Genomic DNA, 18,733 nt, shown 5'->3' on the forward strand with positions numbered 1-18,733 from the left:
GCCGCGCGCCACCCCATCGGTCAAAGACGTCCGGTCAGAACCAGAACGACAAGAATCACCAGGATGAGCCCGAGCCCACCGCTGGGACCATAGCCCCAGGACCGGCTGTGACCCCACGTTGGAAGCGTGCCAAGCAACGCCAGCACGAGCACAACGATGAGAATGGTGCCGAGCATGTGGCTATCCTTTTCCTGATCTGAAAATTGGCGGCCCTGCCACGCCTGAGGAGGGGGAGGCGCGGCAGGACCATTCGGCGGCGGCGTCAGCCCCGGTTGGGGTCGGCCTGCATCTCGCCGAATACTTGTTCGAGCGGACCGTCGATCCTGGTCGCCCGGTCAGAGAACGCGTGGAACTTGCTTTCGACCCAGCGTTCCGCGTTTTTAGAAATGCATCGGTGCCTTCTTGGCTTTGATCTTTCATCACGATCATCGCCCTTGGCCGCGTTGTCGGTCTCGGACGATTAGGTCGCGCGACCTTTTCCTGCCTGACGGATCGTCAGACGTGGTCGTGACCGGATCGACGATACCCCGCCTGCAAGGGTGAGCGCGAGGCCATCCGATTATGCACATCTTCGCGAATTTCAGCCCTCGCGGCACTAACCCACATCAGCGTTGACGACATCTGTTTTCCCTAAGATCGAGGCGTGTCTTATCCTGCGCCTCGCCCGGAATGCAGTCTTTGCACATTGCCAAACCGGGTGGGATCATCGACCCGCTCTGCGTGTCGGCATCGACGGCCAGTATCCGAGGTGGCGGCCTCCCCGGCGTGACATCCGGCACGTTCGTTGCCGGATCCGTTCGGCCCACGCGCCGGCGAATGTGAGCTTTTCAAGTCCCCGCCATGATCAGACAGATCCTTGATGCCCGCGATCATCAGAAAGGCACGCGCGCCAAATGTCAGAAGACCAAGCGAAAACAATATCGACCCCAACGCGCTCCAAGCCTGTGGGCGGATGGTTCTCCACACTCGAACGCGGTTCGTTCCAGACACTGTTTCTGGGCATCATCGCAGGGGTGATGGCCCTGGCTGCCCTGGATGCGGCCAGTCTGATCGCGATTCCCACGGTGCTGGCCTTGCTCTGTGCGATCGCGCTCGCGCCAGCAGTCCGGTGGCTGGAACGCACGGGCGCGCCCGCATCGCTTTGCGCGGCTGTCGTCGTGGGCGGCCTTCTGGTCGGGACGGCGATCACCGTTTATGCGTTCGCGCCCTCGGCCGAGGCCCTGAGCAAGCGCGGGCCGGAAATCTTGCGCGAGGCGGAGTGGCGCGCGCGCCGGATCATATCCGACCTGTCACCCGCAACCGAAGGCGGGACGCGCTCGGGATCCTCCGCCGGGCTGGAAGAAAGCCGGGTCACCAATCCCGACAATCCGCCTTTGCCGGATGAGGACGATGGAAACGACACAGACGACGACGCCATGGACAAGCTGGTGGATGGAGGGCAGCGATTGCTGGCGGACTGGGCGATCGGCGCGCCGAGGGTTGCTGCAGGTGCCTTGTTGTGGGCCATGCTGACTTTTTTCCTGTTGCGTGATCGCGTGATGCTGGCCCGCTGGGGCCTGTCGCTGATTTCCCAGGCCTCGACGCGCCGGGCGGTTGGCCGGGCCATGCGAGATGTAAGAACGAACGTCGCGCGCTACCTTCTGGCCATCACGGTTGTAAACCTGGGCCTCGGGATCGTCATCGCGATCGCGTTCCACCTGATCGGCATGGCGCATGCGCCTCTCTGGGGTCTCGCGGCCGCGCTCGCAAACTTCATGCCCATTGTCGGGTTTGCCATCCTGTCGGTGGTCACGCTTGCAGTCGGCATCGCTTCGTTCAACGATCCGGTTGTCGCTCTCATACCCTTTGCCGTGGTCGTGACGCTGAATGCCATCGAGGCCAACGTGGTTACACCCATGATCATAGGGTCGCGCATTCAGATTGCGCCGATCGCCATTTTCGCGGCAATCGCCCTGGGGGCCTGGCTCTGGGGGGCAGCCGGGGCGCTGATCGCCACCCCGGCATTGATTGTCGCGGCAGCCTTCGCGCGACGGCTCAGCGCCGCCGGGCGGCCCTCACTGCCCCGCCGCCATCAGGACGACCCGGATGGAACAGCGGTTTTGACCGACTGTCCGGGTCCCTGACGGGTCCACTTGTCGATCACCTCCCGCTATTGCGCATCAGCGTCGTGATCCGGCGGACGGCGACACGGCGGTTGGCGCGTTCGGCCTGCTGCGTGGGGATTTTCAGGAAGCGTTCGCCATAGCCCTGCACGACCATGTTTTCGGTCGGCACATCGAAATACTCGTTGAATGCGAGCGCCACGGACTCGGCGCGCCGATCCGACAGCAGCAGGTTGTAGCCCGGCTCTCCGATCGCATCGGTATAGCCCTCGATCAGAAACAGTTCGGTCGGATCCTCGGCGATGATGTCGCGCATCAGCAGGCCCATCTGCCGCAACTGCTCTGCCTGCGACGGCTGGATCGCGGCAGACGCGGTGGCGAAGGTCACGTTCCGGAGGTTGATCTCGGGGCTCAACTGCCGCACTTCATAGATTTCGCGCACCTGTTGCAGGCTGAAGCTGCGGCCGATGTCGCGCTGGTCGGCCGCAAGCAGGGCCGCGCGCAGGCTCTCGCGGTCGCTGGCCGCCTGATAGTCGTAAGTGTCGGCTTTCGGTTCGGGAAGGTCACGAACCACCACCGGCGCAAACTCCTGGGTGTCGTCGAACAGCACATATTCGCGCCCGTCCGTCTCGATCAGAACGCGCCTCAGGACGCGCCCGCGGGAATCGCGGATGGTGACGATCTCGGTGCCATCGCTGCGCATGACATTGGTGCGCGTGGAGCCGTCGCTGAACCGCTGGGTGCGCACATCCGAACCCGGCTGGCGAAGCAACGCATCGTCGTCCTTTAGGATACGGTAGTCATTGTCGTCATCCACGACGATGACCCGGTCCCCGGTATTCGCCTCGACGCGCTGACCGTTCAACAGGATCCCGCCGACCACCGCCGCGCCGAGCGCGAGCAGACCTGCCTTTTGCAGATCGCTCATTCCGCTATCGGACTTCGCTTGTGGTGCGGCATTCTGTTGGGTGAGGGTGCCCTGCTGATTTTCAGGGTTCCATTCGTCGAACTCTTCATCGCTCGAACGGCTTGTCTCTTCGGTGATCGTCTCGGTTGTCACGTCGGCCGAAGTTTCGTCATCGGCCTCGGCCGCGAGTACCTCGGCTTCCTCCGCCGCCAGGGCCTCTGCTTCCGCTTCCGCCTCTGCGTGGGCGTCAGCCGCCGCCGCATCTTCCTCGGCCTGATCCGCTGCCGCTGCGTCGGCCTCTGCCTCGGCTTCCTCCGCCGCCAGAGCCTCTGCTTCCGCTTCCGCTTCTGCCTCGGCGTGGGCGTCAGCCGCCGCCGCCGCATCTTCCTCGGCCTGATCCGCTGCCGCTGCGTCGGCCTCTGCCTCGGCTTCCTCCGCCGCCAGGGCCTCTGCTTCTGCTTCCGCCTCGGCGTGGGCGTCAGCCACCGCCGCATCTTCCTCGGCCTGATCCGCTGCCGCTGCGTCGGCCTCTGCCTCGGCTTCCTCCGCCGCCAGAGCCTCTGCTTCCGCTTCCGCCTCGGCGTGGGCCTCTGCGGCTGCCTCCGCTTCAGCCTCGGTCTGATCCGCTGCCGCAGCGTCAACCTCTGCCTGTGCCTCAGCTTCCGCTTCTGCCTCGGCCTCTGCCTCTGCCTCGATCTCGGCCGCAGCGTCGTCGACAAGGTTTTCTGCCGTCGCCACGGCTGCGCCAAGTGCTCCCACGTCGTTCCCTGTTTCTGCGTGTGTTTCGGCATCGGCAGCGTTCGCGGTGGCTCGTGCCAGCGACGGGACTGGTTGCAGCAATGAGATGGCAGCGAGAATTGCAGTGGTCGATTTCAGGGAATTGCGTGTCATGTCGTTTTCCTCTCAAAGGGGGTCAGGATTAGCATCGCGGATATCACTCCAGCGCATCGACAGCGGCCCGGCATTTCTCCAGACAAACGGGTTCGTTGTCGTCCGCGAAGAGCACCATGCCGGGCGCGCCCGATCATGCCCAAGCTAGCGCGAAAGGAATGCGGACAGGCTGATGCATGTAAGTGCCAGCGGTCGTGAATCCTGCGATACATAAGGAACGAGCGGGCGAAACGATGAGTCGTCCGCAGACGTTCACACCTGGCATCACATCCGAACAGGAGTCGTGCGGCATGCCCATCAGGGCACCGCAGAGGCATCTGGCGATGATGGTGAAAACAAGGACAATCAAAATGAACCTTTTCAAGACCACAGCCCTTTGCAGCGTATTCGCGCTGGCCGCCGCCGGCCCGCTGGCCGCGTTGGAAAAAACCCTCTCCGGCGTGGAGGTCACATCCGCCCTGAGTTCCTACGAGGAAACCAATGTCCACAAGTTCTGGCCGACCCTGGACGAGGACCTCGCCACCGCGATCAGCTCGAAGCTGAATGTCGATGACAAGGCCGACGCGCCGCGGATCTCGGTCGAGATCAACAAGGTTTCGGTCGATGGCGATACGATGCTGCCGGATTCGGGCGAATTCAACACGCTCGAGGGCACCGTGACCACGTATGAAGGGGGCAACGATCCCGAAGCGGCCAACAAGGCGGACGACACCGATTCCCAGATCGGCAGCTACGCCCTGCGCATGACGGCCACCAGCGGAGAGCGCGAGGTGCCTGACGACTGGGTCACCGTGGCCCCGTCCCAGGACGATTTCTACAATGCTCTCGTTGACGCTTACGCGACGACCATTGTCGAGCGCATCGAGGAATAATCGCTGATATGAGACGCCGGTCCGACATCGGTCGGACCGGCGTTTTTCCAATTCGGGACAGGTTTCCGAAAGGCAAGGACCGGCGCGCAGGCATTTACCGCATGCCCGACCGGATATCGACCTACCGGAGGCTTCCCGAATGATAAATATTCTCACCACCGCGACACAAGCAATGCAATGGCCAGGCAGCCTGATCCGACCGGCACTGTCGCTCCAGACGGCACTGAGCGACCTTGTTGTCGAGACGGCATTGCTGCCCTTCAGGACGTTCAGCCCCGCGACAACGGCCGACACGGACGCATCCGGGGCGGGCAAGGTCAAACGCAAGATGGGAGCCGTGATCCGGCGGTTACGGGATATGCCAACGCTTGCGTCCGGGGCCGCCACCCGAGCAGGGAGCGGCCAGATGTCCCCCCGCATTCCATCGGAGGCGCAATACCTGACCCGCAGGCATCGAAGCGCTGCGGGCTCGCGTAGCTTCCGGCTCTATCTGCCGGCCAGCCATCCCGACCGGCCCAAGGGCCTCATCCTGATGCTGCATGGTTGCAACCAGACCCCGGAGGATTTTGCCACCGGTACGCATATGAATGCCCTGGCCGAAAAGCATGGTCTGGCCATTGCCTATCCGGCGCAGACCAGGCGGCAGAACCGGGTGGCCTGCTGGAACTGGCACAAACCGCGCAACCAGATGCGCGGCACCGGAGAGCCCGCCATTCTCGCCGCGCTGACGCGCAAGCTGATGCGCGAATTCGGCCTGGGCCGCGATGATGTCTTCGTGGCCGGGCTCTCGGCAGGTGGTGCGATGGCGACAATCCTTGCAGATGTCTACCCGGATGTCTTTGCCGCCGCCGGGGTGCATTCCGGCCTTGCGCGGGGGGCGGCATGGGATACGCTTTCGGCGATGTCGGCAATGCATAGCGGCGGCGCGCCCACCGGAATTGCCGCCATCGCCGCCACGCGGGCAGGGCCGGTGCGCCGGATCATTTTCCAGGGTGCGGACGACCGCACGGTCAACCCGCTCAATGCCGGATTTATCGTCGCGGCAGAGATGGGCGGGGATGTTGCGCCGACCAGTGTGGGCAAGCGGTCCGTGCGCGGGCGTGACTATTCCCGTAGTTTCTACGCGGACCCCAAGGGCGCGGTCCTGATCGAGCTGTGGATGATCGAGGGCTCCGGACATGCCTGGTCCGGGGGCCGCGCGGCGGGATCCTACACCGACACGAAAGGCCCGGATGCCTCGGCGCAGATGGTGCGTTTCTTTCTGGACAAGCCGACCTGAGACGGGTTCGCTGATTCTGCGAGAGACTAGGGCCACGCCACGAAAGTTGAAATTTCAAGGAAAGGGATGGGACCATGACAGATGAAGACACGCTTTGGGCCATGGAAGAGCGGTTCTGGACCGAAGGCGCGGACAGCGCGCGATCGATGACGGCCAAGGGAGCCGTTCTTGTCTTCCCCTACCCGGTGGGCATCCTGCGGGGTAACGATATCTGGCGGGAAAGCCAGGTCGCGCAGCGCTGGCGCACGGTTGCTTTTTCCGAGCATTGCTTCTCCCGCGAAAAGGACGTGGCCATCCTGGCCTATCATGTGTCCGCCGAGCGCGACGGCACGCCGATCTATGAGGCGCTTTGCACGTCGTCTTACCTGAACGACAATGGCACGTGGCTGCGGATGGTGCACCAGCAGACGCCCTTTTCCTAGGCCCGGCACCTCCTGTCTTCGCGTCGCGATGCAGGGCGATCCATGAGATATCGGGCCCCGCCGCACGAGGTAAAAGGCGGCGGGGCCATCCGGCACGGGGCTCAGGCTTTGCGCATGGCCACCTTGCCCTTGCCGAATTCTTTTCGAAGGATGCCTCAGGTCGTTTTGAAGCCATCCTTGACGCGGGGCTTGGCGAGGAACGGAGATCCTGTAAGAGCGCGCGCGCGCCACGAATCATCAGCTTGATCCGATGCGCCCGCCCGGACACTAACCTGCATCAGTGCACGGGGCTCGTCGCGAAACCATCAGGACCGGCGCGCCAGAAAGAAGGCCGCGAGAAAGGCTGCAAGCGGCAGGAGTGGACGGGCTGACCGGGTCAGCGCCATTGCAAGGGCAATGTCCGCCTCGGTGCGGGACCGCGCCTCGGCAGCCTGTGCCATCCGGCGGGCCACGAGGGCGCGCCCGATCAGATGCACAGCCAGGGCCATCACTCCCATGAGAAAGGCTGCCATAAGCGCTGCTACCGGAAAACCGAACTGGCCGGTCAGCGCGGCCAGGCCCGATGCGAGCAGCAGCAGCGCCGTTAGCACACACAGCGCTGCCGTCAGGGTCACCGCCGTCACCCGGACAGCCGCAGCCCTGGTTCGGGCCGCAAAGACATCACGCAATGGCGCGAGAAACGGCAGGTCCGTCACGGATCAGCCCTTTCGCGCGACAAGGCCGAGCAAGAGGCCGATGCCCGCCGCGATACCGATCGCTGTCAGTGGATGACCGCGCACCGCGTTGGTGGCTGTTGTCTGGGCGTCCCGGCCGGTCTGGCCGATCTTGCGCCCGGCGGTTTCGATTCCGTCGGACATGTCTTCGGTGATCGTCGCGGTCAGTTTCGCAAGATCGGCGCGCAGGGTCTCGATCTGCTGGGCGATGTCATGCTCTGGCGCATCGGTCTTGGGGTTCAAGGGGGCGGATTTGTTCATGAGTGGTCTCCGGACATTGGGTCGGGTGCCACGGGTCGTGCCGTGGCTCACTTTTGGCGCAGACCGGTCCCGTGGGGCCGACGCTGGCCGGTGTCATTTTCGCGTGCGGCGAAGAGTGGTTGCGTTCAGCGAAGTCCCAGAAGGCCCAGGACGAACACGATGACCACGATCAGCCCTACGAGATAGACGATCCGGTTCATTTGGGTGCCTGTCCCGTTCGGGATCACCAACATTGGCATCCCTTCGCACAACACTAGCGCTCTGCCCAACCTGCGAAACAACATGGATCAGTATCGCCAGAGGAAGGCTCGCGAACTGCCCCCGGTGGTGCGGGTGTATCGTGGCCGGGCTGATCCAGGTAAGTGCGGTCGAGCGGGAAACCGCCATGTTGACCCCTCACCGCCGCATCTCGCGGGGGCCAAGGGTCGGGGAATGGCTCCGCTGCGGCACATGTGTCGCGCCGGAAGATACCCGTCTCAGGAGATCACACAATGACACAGTCAAACATCATCGGTCTTGTCGCGCTTGTCCTGGGCACCGTGCTGCTTTTCTTCGCATGGAGGGGAACCAACACGCCGGTCGATCAGATGACCGAGGCGATGACCGGCCGATTCTCGGGAGACACGATGTGGTTCATGATCGCCGGTCTTGTCTGCGTCGTGGCGGGCGGCGCACTGCTCATGCGGGGCCTGCTTCGCAACTGATGAAGAGGGCGGGTCACCGGGCACGGCGGATGCGCCTGTATCTGTCGCTCAATCTGCCCGCCGCTGCGCGACCATAGTTCCAATACAAGGAGTCCATTGATGTCACTAGTCAATCTCATCGTCACGCTTGTCGTCGTTGGCGTCGTCCTCTGGGCAATCAACACCTACCTGCCGATGGATCGCAAAATAAAGTCGATCCTGAACGTGGTCGTTGTGATCCTCGTGATCCTGTGGCTGTTGCGCGGCTTCGGGCTGCTTGGCGACCTCGGCTCGATCCAGGTCGGTGGCTGAGACGCACGGGCAGGTTTTGCCATTGGGTCTTGACTGAGGGCCTTGGCAGGGACCGTGGGAACGGTTAGCCGCCCGATCCCGACGCGCCCAGGAATATCGTCTGGACCAGCATGTACACCACCGCCAGGATCGCGAGGAGGGTGCTCCACGACATCGTTCTTCCCGTCGGTGTGCCGTCGCTTGATGGTTTCATGCGCGCAGTGCGCGCGGGCAGCAGGTGGGTCAGGTCATCGGCCACCGCCTGATGGTCTCGCTCGAGCAGGGGCACGTCGCGACAACGCGACAGCAAGAGGCTCAGGCGCGCGCCCGCGGCCTCGCGGCTCAAGGCGGCAAGCTCTGCCGCCTCTGCCCATGGATCGAGGTTGAGCCGCGCCAGCACCGAGAGGACACTGACCGTGCTGCCGGCCCGGTCCTCGCCTACCGGAGCATAGAGAAACCGCTCGAAATCGGGGTTGTTGGGGTTGAGCATCGTCGATGCGGACATGGGTGTTTCCTCCATTGGGTGGGTGCGTGCTGCATTGGCGGGACGCATTCCGGCCAAAAACGCGATCCGAACACCCCCGGTCGCCGGGATCATAGTGATAGGCGCGGGGCGCGGGCTGACGCAGATCAGTCCGTCGCGACATATCTTTTGCGGCGTGGCACGCCCTGCCCAAAACCCGCAGTTCGACACCACGCTAACATGGGTCAGCACGGCGTGCCCGGGTCTGCGCTAGTCTGAAACTGGAGAACAAGTCGATCCGTTGATCGTCGCTGTAGTGCCCCCTGCAAAGCGGGGCGCGGCGATGCGTTCCAGCCCCAAAGGCGTGCCCCACCAACGAAACGCCCCCCGGACCGATGCGCGGGCCTGATCGCGACACCGACACCTGAAACCACAAAGGCGGACCTTCTGACCGCCGGAGGATATGACATGAATGCTCCCGAATGGCTCAAGCCCGGTCTCTATGGGGCCGCGATCGGCGCGATCCTCGTCGTCGGCGTCGGCTTTGCCTGGGGCGGTTGGGTCACCGGTGCCACGGCGCGCGAAAGCGCGATGACCCGCGCCCATGACGATGTGGTCGCCGCCTTTGTGCCGGTCTGTCTCGACATGGCGGGAACCGATCCCGAACGGGCCCGCAAGCTCGAGACGATCCGGACCGCGACCAGTTACAAGCAGCGCGATGCCCTCATGGACACCGGCTGGGCCACCATGCCCGGCTCTGTGGATGCCGACAGGGACATCGCACAGGCCTGTCTGAAAGGGCTGGACCTGGATGCGTCATGATACCACTTCGCCTGCTGCGTGGCCGTTGGCCGCCATGCCCATCAAACGGGCCGATCAGCCGGGGCTGACGATCCTCGCCCTCCGGGGGCTTATGATTGGTGCCTTCGTGCCTCCCGCATCCCCCTCGTTCGCCCAGGCCAGTTCCGCGCCGGACAATGCCCATGCCCGCAGTTACGGGGATGGATGGGAATGCGACCGGACCTTCAGGCGCGACGGGGCGGCTTGCGTGCCGGTCGTGGTGCCGGCCAACGCCCATCTCAACCGGACCGGCAACAAGAACTTTCAGCGGTCCAGGGGCAATGCGTGCTCAACAAATAGGTCCGTGCCGCTCGCAATCTTCACCTGAACCCCTTTTGAGAAAACCAGACAGGAGCCATCATGGATATCGAAGACAGAGTCTTGCAGACCAAGCGACCCAATGCACGTGGCGCGCAAGCCCCGCCCGCGCACGGCCCGTACCTCGCCACGCGATCCGGCGCGCCGGTCGTCCCTCCTACCCCCACGGCAATCATTTATTGCGAGGGCAACTTCGCCAGGATCGACGGCAAGACCGCTAACGGCCTCGTCCGCCATTCGCAGGCCTATCGCATCGTTTCGGTGATCGACAGCACGCATAACGGGCGCGACAGCGGCGAAGTTCTCGACAATGCACCCAACGGCATTCCCGTGCTCAGGGATATTGAGACGGCCATCGCAAATGAGGCAACGATCCCCGACACGCTGATCTATGGCATGGCCCCGTCCGACGGCAAGCTGTCCGCCGAGGATCGCGGCGTCGTGCTCGATGCTATTGCGTTTGGCATGAACATCGTCAGCGGCTTGCATGAATACCTGGGCGATGATCCCGAAATCGCCGCGGTCGCGGCGTTCGGCAATGTCACCATCCGTGATATCCGCAAGCCCCGGCCAGGCAAGGACATGCGCCTCTTCGATGGCAGCGTCGCCGATGTCGAGGCGATCCGCATCGCCGTTCTGGGGACCGATTGCGCGATCGGCAAACGGACGACCGCCACGGTCCTGACCAATGCCCTGAACGCGGCCGGAATCAGGACGGTCCTTATAGGCACCGGGCAGACCGGTCTCATGCAGGGGGCCAAGTATGGGGTCGCTATGGATGCCGTGCCACCGCAGTTCTGCTGCGGAGAGCTTGAGCGCGTGATCCTTGCCGCATCGCGGGACGAGCGGCCCGAGGTCATCGTGATCGAAGGGCAGGGGGCGCTCAGCCATCCGGCCTTTTGCACCTCCGCCTTCATCCTGCGCGGCAGCCAACCGCAGGCGGTCATCCTTCAGCACGCCCCGGCGCGCGCCCATCGCTGCGACTTTCCGGGCATGGCCATGCCTGACCCGGCCCGGGAAATCGCGCTGATCGAAGCCTTCGCCGATACAAGGGTGATCGGCGTGACGATCAATCACGAGGACATGGCCGAGGCGGATCTGGATGCGACCATCACGCGGTGTCGGCGCGATCTGGCCTTGCCGGTCAGCGATGCCCTCGCCCGACCGGCTGCGGATCTGGTCGCGATGGTTCTCGCGGCCTGTCCCGGCTTGCGGGAAAATCGCGTTTTGGCCGCGCAATGAGCACGCCCCGCATCGAGATCAACCTCGACAAGATTCGCGAGAACACGCGGACCCTGGTCACGCATCTGGCCCGCCGCGGCATCACCTTGACCGGTGTCACCAAGGCCGTTTGCGGATGTCCGGCTCTCGCCGGGGCGATGCTTGCCGGGGGGGCGACAGGTCTGGCCGATGCACGGCTTGTGAATATCCAGCGTCTGCGCCGGGCCGGTCTCACCTGTCCGATCACGATGATCCGCCCCCCGATGCGGAGCGAGGTTCGCCAGATCGTCAGGAATTGCGAGACAAGCTACAATACCGAGCCGGAGATCCTCGCGGCCCTGTCCGAGGCCGCCGTGCGGCGCGGCGTCATCCACAATGTGGTCCTGCTGGTCGAAATGGGGGACATGCGCGATGGCATCCTGCCTGCCCAACTGGTGCGTATCGCGACCTATGTCACCGGTAAACCGGGTCTCGCCCTGAAAGGCATTGCCGCGAACTTTGCCTGTCTCGGCGATGTTGCGCCGGATGCGGCAGCCATGGCCACGCTCTCCGATTTGGCCAATGACGTCGAAGGCGCATGTGGTCCGATGCTGGAAACCGTGTCGGGCGGCGCGTCGGCCAATCTGCCATGGGCGCTCGGTCAAGGGCCATCGGGGCGCATCAACAACCTGCGTCTGGGCGAGGCGATCCTTCTGGGCACCGATCCCGCCTCCGGGCGGCCGATCCCGGGCCTGCACACGGACGCCTTCACGCTCGTGGCAGAGGTGATCGAGGCGAAATGCAAGCCGCTTTGGCAGCCCTCGCCCATGACCGGCGCGGGGCGGGCGAAACCGTGCCTGATCGGGGAGGCCGATGGCCGGACACGCGCTGTCCTCGCGGTCGGCCAACAGGATACCGATCCGCAGGGGCTCGGCTTTGGCGCGGGCATCCGTTTTCTCGGTGCAACCAGCGATCATCTGATTGTCGACAGCAAGGATATGTCTCTACGGGTGGGCAGCGAGGTCCGGATGCGCCTGCGCTATGGCGCGCTCATGCGGGCCATGACCACACCTGCCGTCACAAAATCCTTTCACACCACACCCGCTGTCAAACGAGACGCCGCAAATACCCGCGACAAAGCCTATCCCGCGCTGGTGGCGTGCGGACAGGCCCGAACCGATCCCGCGCCCAATCCCGGGCCGGATATGACTCTACCCAACCAAAGGATGAACCCATGTCTTTCAACGACCTGACAAAGAAGACTGCCGCCCTGGACAAGGCGAAATCAGACAAGAAACCGGAAAAGGAAACCGCAACGAAAGCGCCGAACGATCCGCCCCGGAAACCGGCCCCGAAAGTCTGAACGTCGCTCTCTGCGTCGGCGAGCGAACGTGCTTTCCGGCCAGATTCCGCGTCACGTCACCCCGAATGAGGCCCCGAGATGAAACCCGAAGTCACCGAGTTATACCGACCACCCAGCGCATTGAATGACACGCCCAAGGAGCGCAATTGCCTGCGATGCAAGGTAAAATTCTGGAGCTCCGGGTTCGGCGAGCGGGTTTGTCGTCGCTGTAAGGGGTTGAGCGCGTGGCGCAATTCGGCCCCCGCCAATCCGGGCACATCCCGCAACCGTTGAACGCATCCCCATGTCCGCCGCATCTCGCAGACCGGCAAGGAGGGACCTTCTGCCCAGCCTCGGCAAGCTGTAAGCGACAAGGTAACGATCGCGCCGCGATGTGGTCCTCAGCCCGAGCAGATTGATGCGGCGATGCGCTAGGGACCGCGCCGCCAAACGTTGGGCCGCAGGGTATACGTCGCCGATCCATGATGAATGCGAAGTAAACGGTGTTTCCCCGGCCATCCATCAACCCGGATACACCTTGCTCGAGGGATAACTTCGCCGGGTTTTCGAGCGCGCCGCATGATCGCGAAGGTGCCATGCCCATCCGCCGTCGTCAGCACGATCTCGGCCCGCCAGACGAGCTTGCGCGGGGTGTTGCGCTCGGTGATCAGGGCTTGAAGCCCTGCATGGTCAACGGGACCAAGATAGAGGCAGATGTCATCGCGTCTCATACGCCGAATACGGCACATCAAGCCGCCGACGAGAAACTTGCGCCAGGTGGGGAACACTAGCCATTCGGCCAGCCCATCAGGCTCAATAGTAAAGGGACAGGAGGGTTCATACTTTTCAGTGGTGATCGTTTGTTCTGAGACCGTATCCCGGATCAAGGTCACACGACGCTAAAGCACGCCGAAAGGATTTTCCATGAACATAGCTCTCCTCTTCAATTCCGCAGACCGGGAAATCGAACCGTCGCGCGTGAAAGCCACCTATCTCAGAGAAGTAACCGCCGGGCTTAACGACGCGGAAGCCAGGGCATATCTGCTTGAGTTGATCGAACGCGATATCGCTGAAGCCAAAGAAGGTCTTGGGAGACTCAAGGATGCAATTCCTCACGCCGACAAGCAGGGAGTGCAGGTTCTTGGCATTCTTTGGAACGCGAGACCGCGCATCAAAACCTATGGATATATCAGCCAGGAGCTGGAATATCTGAACGGAAGGTATCCCGACGAGATCGCGCTCAACAGTGCGGTCAAGCGATTGAGGCGAGCGCTGGAAAAGACTGATTTTCCCATCGAAATCCGCAACCATTACGGCATTGGATACAACCTTCACGCACCAGCTAATTGGCAGGCACCCTGGGGTGATGAATAACGTCACCTGCAAAGCCCAACGCAATACGGTGCCAGACTGAGCAGTGGCGCCGGCCGTTCAGAAATCCACCGCGCGGCGGTGGCGATGTCCCGTAGCGCCTTCTTCAACTCTTCGGTGCTGACTTCTTTTCAGTGATCACCAAACAGCAAAGGACTACCAAAATGAAGCTGGGATCCAAGGGAGCGCGCACGTTGCCATTGTCGTTCGCGACGGGGTCGGCGGCTGGCGCAATTCGCGCACGCGGCGTGTGCCTGGCGAGGTTTGCTGCTTTCATCAAGAAAGAGAACGGTGCGGTTGCAGTCATTGCAGGACTGGCGATCCCTGTTCTCCTGGGGTTCACGGGACTGGCGCTTGAATACGGTCAGATGCTTGTCGTGCGCGCCGAGGCGCAGCGCACGGCTGATCTTGCCTCGTATGCCGGTGCCGTTGCGTATGCGCAGAATGGTGATACCGGTCCGATGGTCGATGCAGCCACAGGTGTGGCGCGGCTTAACGGTTTCAGCGCTTCCGAAATCGTGGTGGTCCTCGACACCTCGTTTCCAACGGCGTCGGGGACTGCGGTCCGCGCGACGATCACCACGCCGAAACCGCTTTATCTGCCGTCTCTTTTGGGTGGCGATACCTCGGTTGATGTTACCGCATCGGCGGTCGCAGGCGCCTTGGGGGGCGAACCGGCCTGTATTCAGGCCCTTGACTCCAACGGCAGCGGGATCACCCTTTCAGGTGGAGCCATGTTGCAGGCAGATGAGTGCGCCGTCGCATCGAACGCAGAGGTTGCCGCGCCCTGCGGTACCAGCATCATCACCGCATCGCTGAGCTACGATTCGGCCAACGCGCCTGATACCGGGGGTTGCAATACCATCCGGACGCCCGAAGGCGATGCCGCGCGGATGGTCCGCCGACCGACGCCCGATCCGCTGGAAGACCTGGAAGCAATCGTTCTGGCCCGCGATCAGATGGCGGCAACCGCCATGCTGTCGCCGCCCGGGGACGTGGTCGTCGCAGCCGGACCGGATGTCGATTTTGGCTGGAACAGTCAACGGACCATCAATCAGGCCGAGGCTGTGGGATGCACGGCGTCCCTCACATCCGCGGACAGTATCTGGACCTTCTCCTGCCCCGGCCAGACCACCGTGAACCTCGGCAATGTCACGCTTGGGGGCGGCCTGACGTTGCACTTCAATCCCGGCGGCGCGGCAACAACCACCTATAACCTGTCAGGGAGCATAGACAACGGCGGCGACCGCATGAGCTTTGCAGGCGGCACCTATAACGTCGCCGACGGCATCAATACCGGCGGCGGATCCGTGACCGAGTTCGGTGCCGGCACCTATCGCATCGGCCGTTCGGATAAGCGCTGCAACGGAGACCTCTACAGCATCTGCAACACAAGTGAGTTGACGTTCGAGGGGCCCAGCGAATTCGTTCTGCCCGGCGGCGTCCGCAACTCTGGCGGCGCGAGCCTGACGCTTGGCACGGGCAACGGCAACAGCTTTCGGATTGGCCCCTCATCGTCAGGCGACGCGATTTCGACTGGCGGTGGTGCCGAGACGATCATGGGCGATGCGGATGGCGGAGTATTCGAGGTTGCGGGCTGGATCGACGGCGGCAGCGGCGGCAGTTGCCTTGTGCTTTCCTCGGCTGAGTTGCACGAGATCAAGGGTTCTGTCATCGCATCGGGCGCGGTTCGCTTCGGGGCCGGCCTTTATGTCATCGACGGATACATGCATCTGGGCGGCAATGGCGGCGGCACGGCCCCGTGCGGCGGTGAAACGATCAGTATCGAAGCGGAAGACACCACGTTCCTGATCTCGGCCAACGGACCGGAACCCAGCGGCGGACGCTGTCGCGACGAGGCATTCTGCGTGACCTCCGGCTACAGCGATGTTCACTTCACGGCACCGCAAACCGGCCCCTTTGCCGATCTGGCTTTCGTCGGGCCGCTTGATCCGTCGCGGTACCAGGGTGCTTTGTTCGCGGGAGGGGCCGGCGACAGCGTGGTGTCGGGCGCATTCTACTTTCCCAACGGTCCGATCACGCTGTCCGGCGGGGCCAGCGCAAGCGGTAGCGATGGCGAATGCCTGCAAGTGATCGGGGCCGAGATCTCGATGTCGGGCGGCACGTCGGTCGCATCCGAATGCAACCTGCCGGGTGCCGCAACCCAAGGCCGCGTGGTCCTGCTGAGATGACCCGGAGAGCCGCATCCCTGATCCGGTCGCTGAAACGTGACAAGAGCGGCAGCATCGCAGTCGAGTTTGCCCTCGTCGCACCGGTCCTTGTGTTCGTCCTCGCGGGGGTGATCGACATCGGAAGCGCCACCTATGCAAGGCTTTCGCTTGACGCACGGGTGACGGCGGCGGCGGAATACGCATTGTTCCAGACGGCTCCGAACGATCAGGACAGCGCCGATGATCTGGCCAGAAAACTGATCGGACTGCTGCAAGGCGAGGCATCGGACACCGCCGAAGTGATCGTGAACAATGCCGCCAGCGCACGTTGGACCGGCTCTGCGGTGACCACATCGTCCCGGCCCGGGGATGCCGCGGCGTGCTATTGCCCAACCCTCGTGGAGGGGGATCTCGCCTGGGGGCCGGTTGCGGAATGCGGAACGCCCTGCACTGATGGCGGTAGCGCCGGGCAGTTTGTGCAGCTTTCCGCGACCACGCGCCATGTCACGATCTTTCCCGGCTACGCGTTCATCGACGGCGACACGGTGGCGACGCGCACCGTGCTGAGGCTGCAGTGACCCTGTTGGGCACACTCCGCGCCTGTTTTCGAAGGCAGAGTGGTGCGGTTGCCATCGAGTTCGCTTTCATCGCGCTCCCGCTGGTGCTTTTGCTGGGTGGGTCGATCGAGATCGGTCGCTACGTGTGGACGCGCCTAGCCTTGCAGGACGCGGCCTCGACCGGGGCACGCTGTCTCGCGCTGCAAATTGCCCCGTGCTTCGGAGCAGAGACCATGGACCTGAATGGAACCGTGAGCTTTGTCCGCGAACAGGGAGCGGCCTGGGCCATCGTCATCCCGGACGACTCGATCACGGCAGAAGAGACCGGTGCCTGTCAAGCCGTGGACGACTTTGCGAAAATTGGCATCCGGTACCGTTTTGCTTATGTTCTGGCCATTCTGCCCGATACATGGATCAGTGTGGAGGCCTGCTTTCCCGTCATGCCCTCTGAGTGACCGTCGCGCGGCGGACTGTGCCCAACGCCGATAGCTGTATCGTCGCGCAATTAAAGAAAGGCGGGATCGAGATTCTACGACGCCGTTCCTTGAGAACGGCTGATGCCACGGATAGCGTGAACCCGAACACGCCCCGGAACCATCCTCTTTTCTTCTTTTCGGGCGAAATACGAGGTTCCAGATGAGTAACGGCGCGAAACTTCTCGTCGTAGACGACGATCCGATGATGCTGGATTTCGCGTTGAGTGCCCTAGTCTCGCTGGGATACCGCACGGTTGCTGCGATGGATGCCGAGACCGCGTTGCGCTTGGTGGAACAGGACGATCAAATTCAGGCCGCCATCGTTGACATGCGTCTTGGAAATGGGCCCACCGGAGCGGAGCTGGTGTGCGCGGCGCTTGCAATCCGGCCCAACCTGCACGTGCTTCTTACGTCAGGTGCTCACGGGCTATTGCAAATCGCCAAGCAGGACATGCCGAAGACTGTCGAGCTTTTACCGAAACCTTACCGTCGCCGTGATCTGGCGGACCGCCTGACTCGCTTGTTGTGTCCGGATGTCGGCGTCGTCTGACCGCATGTGAATGCGCAGTCTGCGCGCCCGTCCTTATTCCCTTGGCTTGAGCAGGTCTGCACCAAGCATCGCAGCCTCGACGCGGTTCGATGCTCCCAGAATCTGGAAGATGAAAGAAAGATGGAACTTTACCGTGCTGGGATTTATGCCCAGCTCACGCGCAATCGCCTTGTTCGGGAGCCCTGCAACAAGAAGTCGAAGTACTTCAAGCTGGCGAGGGGTCAGCGCGGCGAGAGAAACCGAAGACCACTCGCTCGCGGTTTCGGGCGCGTCAGTGGCGATCATCGATTGTGGTGTGAAGGGCGGGACATAGACGGCGCCGTCGGCAATCTGCTGGAGTGCCGCCTCCGTTTCGCCGATGCCCAGGCCCTTGTTGATGAAGCCTTGCGCGCCGGCTGAGAGTGCCATGAGTATGTCATCACTAGATCTGGATGCTGACAGCACCACGAGGCGGCTGTGCGGCTGTGCGACCTTGAAACTGTGCAGAAGGTTTCGATTGTCAATTCCGGGCATGTTCAGGTCGACGAGACCGAGGCCGAAAACCATATCGCTGGAAAGCTGTTCAATGGCCTCCTGCGCCGTGGCGCAAATGACAACGGTCTCAACCTCGAACCGGTCACGCAGTACAACGTCTATCGCCACACGAAAGAATTCGTCATCATCTATGATGATGACGGGCGATAGGTTTGCCAGTTTAACGTGCGTTGACATGGGGTCTCGAATTTTCCGAGGTCTCCTTTGAGCCTCCTATCGGGTCGCTTTCATAGAAGCCCGACATCGCTTGATGAGGCAATACTGTTTACAGAACCCGAAGCAGATTTTTACAGTGGGTGTCCATTTTACTCTTGGTCATTTCCGTCACCAAGTATTTATAATAATCGCTGTTTTCCACTCAAGATCATCCGGGTCACCACTAAACGTCGATTAATCGCCGATCGCCTGTGATTCGGCATTCGATGGTGTTTGTGGTCTGGGCGATCTTCCATTACAATTCAGAATTGAACGCAATGCTCTGTGTCGGTTG

The 18,733-nt window shown here is 62.7% G+C and carries 22 protein-coding genes; 15 read left to right on the forward strand and 7 right to left on the reverse strand.

Annotation, left to right across the window (positions count from 1 at the left end):
* Positions 1-20: 20 nt before the first annotated feature.
* A complete protein-coding gene (locus tag CRJ03_RS01985) occupies positions 21-176 on the reverse strand; it encodes a DUF3309 family protein (RefSeq protein ID WP_104017245.1) in 156 nt (51 codons plus the stop codon).
* A gap of 717 nt (positions 177-893) precedes the next feature.
* Between CRJ03_RS01985 and CRJ03_RS01990 the strand changes: the two genes are divergently transcribed.
* Positions 894-2,123, forward strand: a complete 1,230-nt coding sequence (locus CRJ03_RS01990) for an AI-2E family transporter (protein ID WP_104017246.1) — start codon at positions 894-896, stop codon at positions 2,121-2,123.
* Positions 2,124-2,139: 16 nt separating this feature from the next.
* Here CRJ03_RS01990 and CRJ03_RS01995 read toward each other — a convergent pair whose 3' ends face one another.
* Positions 2,140-3,900, reverse strand: a complete 1,761-nt coding sequence (locus CRJ03_RS01995) for an OmpA family protein (protein WP_104017247.1) — start codon at positions 3,898-3,900, stop codon at positions 2,140-2,142.
* A gap of 350 nt (positions 3,901-4,250) precedes the next feature.
* Between CRJ03_RS01995 and CRJ03_RS02000 the strand changes: the two genes are divergently transcribed.
* The 3 genes from CRJ03_RS02000 to CRJ03_RS02010 all read left to right on the forward strand — a co-directional run bounded on the left by CRJ03_RS02000 (position 4,251) and on the right by CRJ03_RS02010 (position 6,473).
* A complete protein-coding gene (locus CRJ03_RS02000) occupies positions 4,251-4,772 on the forward strand; it encodes a hypothetical protein (RefSeq protein WP_240611529.1) in 522 nt (173 codons plus the stop codon).
* Between the two features lie 139 nt (positions 4,773-4,911).
* Positions 4,912-6,051: an extracellular catalytic domain type 1 short-chain-length polyhydroxyalkanoate depolymerase gene (locus CRJ03_RS02005; protein ID WP_104017248.1), complete on the forward strand. Its 1,140-nt coding sequence runs from the start codon at positions 4,912-4,914 to the stop codon at positions 6,049-6,051.
* A gap of 74 nt (positions 6,052-6,125) precedes the next feature.
* A complete protein-coding gene (locus CRJ03_RS02010; RefSeq protein WP_165375214.1) occupies positions 6,126-6,473 on the forward strand; it encodes a hypothetical protein in 348 nt (115 codons plus the stop codon).
* A gap of 305 nt (positions 6,474-6,778) precedes the next feature.
* Here the strand turns inward: CRJ03_RS02010 and CRJ03_RS02015 are convergent, their stop codons facing one another.
* Both CRJ03_RS02015 and CRJ03_RS02020 read right to left on the reverse strand, forming a co-directional pair.
* The gene (locus tag CRJ03_RS02015; RefSeq protein ID WP_104017249.1) at positions 6,779-7,168 is read right to left on the reverse strand and encodes a hypothetical protein; all 390 of its coding nucleotides are present in this window, start codon (positions 7,166-7,168) and stop codon (positions 6,779-6,781) included.
* Between the two features lie 3 nt (positions 7,169-7,171).
* The gene (locus tag CRJ03_RS02020) at positions 7,172-7,447 is read right to left on the reverse strand and encodes an ElaB/YgaM/YqjD family protein (protein ID WP_104017250.1); all 276 of its coding nucleotides are present in this window, start codon (positions 7,445-7,447) and stop codon (positions 7,172-7,174) included.
* A gap of 491 nt (positions 7,448-7,938) precedes the next feature.
* Here CRJ03_RS02020 and CRJ03_RS02025 point away from each other — a divergent pair, with 491 nt between their 5' ends.
* Both CRJ03_RS02025 and CRJ03_RS02030 read left to right on the forward strand, forming a co-directional pair.
* Positions 7,939-8,151, forward strand: coding sequence for a DUF3185 family protein (locus CRJ03_RS02025; protein ID WP_104017251.1), 213 nt, complete (start codon positions 7,939-7,941; stop codon positions 8,149-8,151).
* A gap of 99 nt (positions 8,152-8,250) precedes the next feature.
* On the forward strand, positions 8,251-8,442 hold the full coding sequence (locus tag CRJ03_RS02030) for a Thivi_2564 family membrane protein (RefSeq protein WP_104017252.1): 192 nt from the start codon (positions 8,251-8,253) through the stop codon (positions 8,440-8,442).
* Between the two features lie 64 nt (positions 8,443-8,506).
* On the opposite strand, the gene CRJ03_RS02035 is transcribed toward CRJ03_RS02030, so the two are convergent.
* Complete coding sequence (locus tag CRJ03_RS02035) at positions 8,507-8,926, reverse strand: hypothetical protein (RefSeq protein ID WP_104017253.1); 420 nt, start codon at positions 8,924-8,926, stop codon at positions 8,507-8,509.
* A 426-nt stretch (positions 8,927-9,352) separates the two neighbouring features.
* Here CRJ03_RS02035 and CRJ03_RS02040 point away from each other — a divergent pair, with 426 nt between their 5' ends.
* The 4 genes from CRJ03_RS02040 to CRJ03_RS20415 all read left to right on the forward strand — a co-directional run bounded on the left by CRJ03_RS02040 (position 9,353) and on the right by CRJ03_RS20415 (position 12,605).
* The gene (locus CRJ03_RS02040) at positions 9,353-9,706 is read left to right on the forward strand and encodes a hypothetical protein (RefSeq protein WP_104017254.1); all 354 of its coding nucleotides are present in this window, start codon (positions 9,353-9,355) and stop codon (positions 9,704-9,706) included.
* A gap of 378 nt (positions 9,707-10,084) precedes the next feature.
* Complete coding sequence (locus tag CRJ03_RS02050; protein WP_104017256.1) at positions 10,085-11,284, forward strand: N-acetyltransferase DgcN family protein; 1,200 nt, start codon at positions 10,085-10,087, stop codon at positions 11,282-11,284.
* Positions 11,281-12,495 carry an alanine/ornithine racemase family PLP-dependent enzyme gene (locus CRJ03_RS02055; protein ID WP_104017257.1) on the forward strand — a complete coding sequence of 405 codons (1,215 nt, stop codon included), beginning with the start codon at positions 11,281-11,283 and terminating at the stop codon, positions 12,493-12,495. The genes CRJ03_RS02050 and CRJ03_RS02055 overlap by 4 nt, the downstream gene beginning before the upstream one ends.
* The gene (locus tag CRJ03_RS20415) at positions 12,477-12,605 is read left to right on the forward strand and encodes a hypothetical protein (protein ID WP_276308219.1); all 129 of its coding nucleotides are present in this window, start codon (positions 12,477-12,479) and stop codon (positions 12,603-12,605) included. Before CRJ03_RS02055 ends, CRJ03_RS20415 begins: the two co-directional genes overlap by 19 nt.
* Positions 12,606-13,015: 410 nt before the next feature.
* Here the strand turns inward: CRJ03_RS20415 and CRJ03_RS20650 are convergent, their stop codons facing one another.
* Complete coding sequence (locus tag CRJ03_RS20650; protein ID WP_206018278.1) at positions 13,016-13,477, reverse strand: hypothetical protein; 462 nt, start codon at positions 13,475-13,477, stop codon at positions 13,016-13,018.
* A 31-nt stretch (positions 13,478-13,508) separates the two neighbouring features.
* On the opposite strand from CRJ03_RS20650, the gene CRJ03_RS02065 reads away from it, so the two are divergent.
* The 5 genes from CRJ03_RS02065 (at position 13,509) to CRJ03_RS02085 (ending at position 17,709) form a co-directional block, all read left to right on the forward strand.
* Positions 13,509-13,958: a helix-turn-helix domain-containing protein gene (locus CRJ03_RS02065; RefSeq protein ID WP_104017258.1), complete on the forward strand. Its 450-nt coding sequence runs from the start codon at positions 13,509-13,511 to the stop codon at positions 13,956-13,958.
* A 161-nt stretch (positions 13,959-14,119) separates the two neighbouring features.
* Complete coding sequence (locus CRJ03_RS02070) at positions 14,120-16,147, forward strand: TadE/TadG family type IV pilus assembly protein (RefSeq protein WP_104017259.1); 2,028 nt, start codon at positions 14,120-14,122, stop codon at positions 16,145-16,147.
* Positions 16,144-16,704 carry a TadE/TadG family type IV pilus assembly protein gene (locus CRJ03_RS02075; protein ID WP_165375215.1) on the forward strand — a complete coding sequence of 187 codons (561 nt, stop codon included), beginning with the start codon at positions 16,144-16,146 and terminating at the stop codon, positions 16,702-16,704. Before CRJ03_RS02070 ends, CRJ03_RS02075 begins: the two co-directional genes overlap by 4 nt.
* Entirely contained in the window at positions 16,701-17,138 is a 438-nt protein-coding gene (locus CRJ03_RS02080; RefSeq protein WP_104017260.1) for a TadE/TadG family type IV pilus assembly protein, read from the forward strand. Before CRJ03_RS02075 ends, CRJ03_RS02080 begins: the two co-directional genes overlap by 4 nt.
* A 181-nt stretch (positions 17,139-17,319) precedes the next feature.
* Complete coding sequence (locus tag CRJ03_RS02085; RefSeq protein ID WP_104017261.1) at positions 17,320-17,709, forward strand: response regulator; 390 nt, start codon at positions 17,320-17,322, stop codon at positions 17,707-17,709.
* A 33-nt stretch (positions 17,710-17,742) separates the two neighbouring features.
* Here the strand turns inward: CRJ03_RS02085 and CRJ03_RS02090 are convergent, their stop codons facing one another.
* Positions 17,743-18,420 (reverse strand): LuxR C-terminal-related transcriptional regulator, encoded by a 678-nt coding sequence (locus CRJ03_RS02090; protein WP_104017262.1) that lies wholly within the window; start codon positions 18,418-18,420, stop codon positions 17,743-17,745.
* Positions 18,421-18,733 lie beyond the last annotated feature (313 nt).

The organism is Roseovarius nitratireducens (assembly GCF_002925845.1).
GTDB lineage: Bacteria > Pseudomonadota > Alphaproteobacteria > Rhodobacterales > Rhodobacteraceae > Roseovarius > Roseovarius nitratireducens.

What these genes read in the sequence shown, in the direction of transcription:
- CRJ03_RS01985 (WP_104017245.1), bottom strand. Translation starts at nt 176, where the DNA reads ATGCTCGGCACCATTCTCATCGTTGTGCTCGTGCTGGCGTTGCTTGGC.
- CRJ03_RS01990 (WP_104017246.1), top strand. Translation starts at nt 894, where the DNA reads ATGTCAGAAGACCAAGCGAAAACAATATCGACCCCAACGCGCTCCAAG.
- CRJ03_RS01995 (WP_104017247.1), bottom strand. Translation starts at nt 3,900, where the DNA reads ATGACACGCAATTCCCTGAAATCGACCACTGCAATTCTCGCTGCCATC.
- CRJ03_RS02000 (WP_240611529.1), top strand. Translation starts at nt 4,251, where the DNA reads ATGAACCTTTTCAAGACCACAGCCCTTTGCAGCGTATTCGCGCTGGCC.
- CRJ03_RS02005 (WP_104017248.1), top strand. Translation starts at nt 4,912, where the DNA reads ATGATAAATATTCTCACCACCGCGACACAAGCAATGCAATGGCCAGGC.
- CRJ03_RS02010 (WP_165375214.1), top strand. Translation starts at nt 6,126, where the DNA reads ATGACAGATGAAGACACGCTTTGGGCCATGGAAGAGCGGTTCTGGACC.
- CRJ03_RS02020 (WP_104017250.1), bottom strand. Translation starts at nt 7,447, where the DNA reads ATGAACAAATCCGCCCCCTTGAACCCCAAGACCGATGCGCCAGAGCAT.
- CRJ03_RS02025 (WP_104017251.1), top strand. Translation starts at nt 7,939, where the DNA reads ATGACACAGTCAAACATCATCGGTCTTGTCGCGCTTGTCCTGGGCACC.
- CRJ03_RS02030 (WP_104017252.1), top strand. Translation starts at nt 8,251, where the DNA reads ATGTCACTAGTCAATCTCATCGTCACGCTTGTCGTCGTTGGCGTCGTC.
- CRJ03_RS02035 (WP_104017253.1), bottom strand. Translation starts at nt 8,926, where the DNA reads ATGTCCGCATCGACGATGCTCAACCCCAACAACCCCGATTTCGAGCGG.
- CRJ03_RS02040 (WP_104017254.1), top strand. Translation starts at nt 9,353, where the DNA reads ATGAATGCTCCCGAATGGCTCAAGCCCGGTCTCTATGGGGCCGCGATC.
- CRJ03_RS02050 (WP_104017256.1), top strand. Translation starts at nt 10,085, where the DNA reads ATGGATATCGAAGACAGAGTCTTGCAGACCAAGCGACCCAATGCACGT.
- CRJ03_RS02055 (WP_104017257.1), top strand. Translation starts at nt 11,281, where the DNA reads ATGAGCACGCCCCGCATCGAGATCAACCTCGACAAGATTCGCGAGAAC.
- CRJ03_RS20415 (WP_276308219.1), top strand. Translation starts at nt 12,477, where the DNA reads ATGTCTTTCAACGACCTGACAAAGAAGACTGCCGCCCTGGACAAGGCG.
- CRJ03_RS02065 (WP_104017258.1), top strand. Translation starts at nt 13,509, where the DNA reads ATGAACATAGCTCTCCTCTTCAATTCCGCAGACCGGGAAATCGAACCG.
- CRJ03_RS02070 (WP_104017259.1), top strand. Translation starts at nt 14,120, where the DNA reads ATGAAGCTGGGATCCAAGGGAGCGCGCACGTTGCCATTGTCGTTCGCG.
- CRJ03_RS02075 (WP_165375215.1), top strand. Translation starts at nt 16,144, where the DNA reads ATGACCCGGAGAGCCGCATCCCTGATCCGGTCGCTGAAACGTGACAAG.
- CRJ03_RS02085 (WP_104017261.1), top strand. Translation starts at nt 17,320, where the DNA reads ATGAGTAACGGCGCGAAACTTCTCGTCGTAGACGACGATCCGATGATG.
- CRJ03_RS02090 (WP_104017262.1), bottom strand. Translation starts at nt 18,420, where the DNA reads ATGTCAACGCACGTTAAACTGGCAAACCTATCGCCCGTCATCATCATA.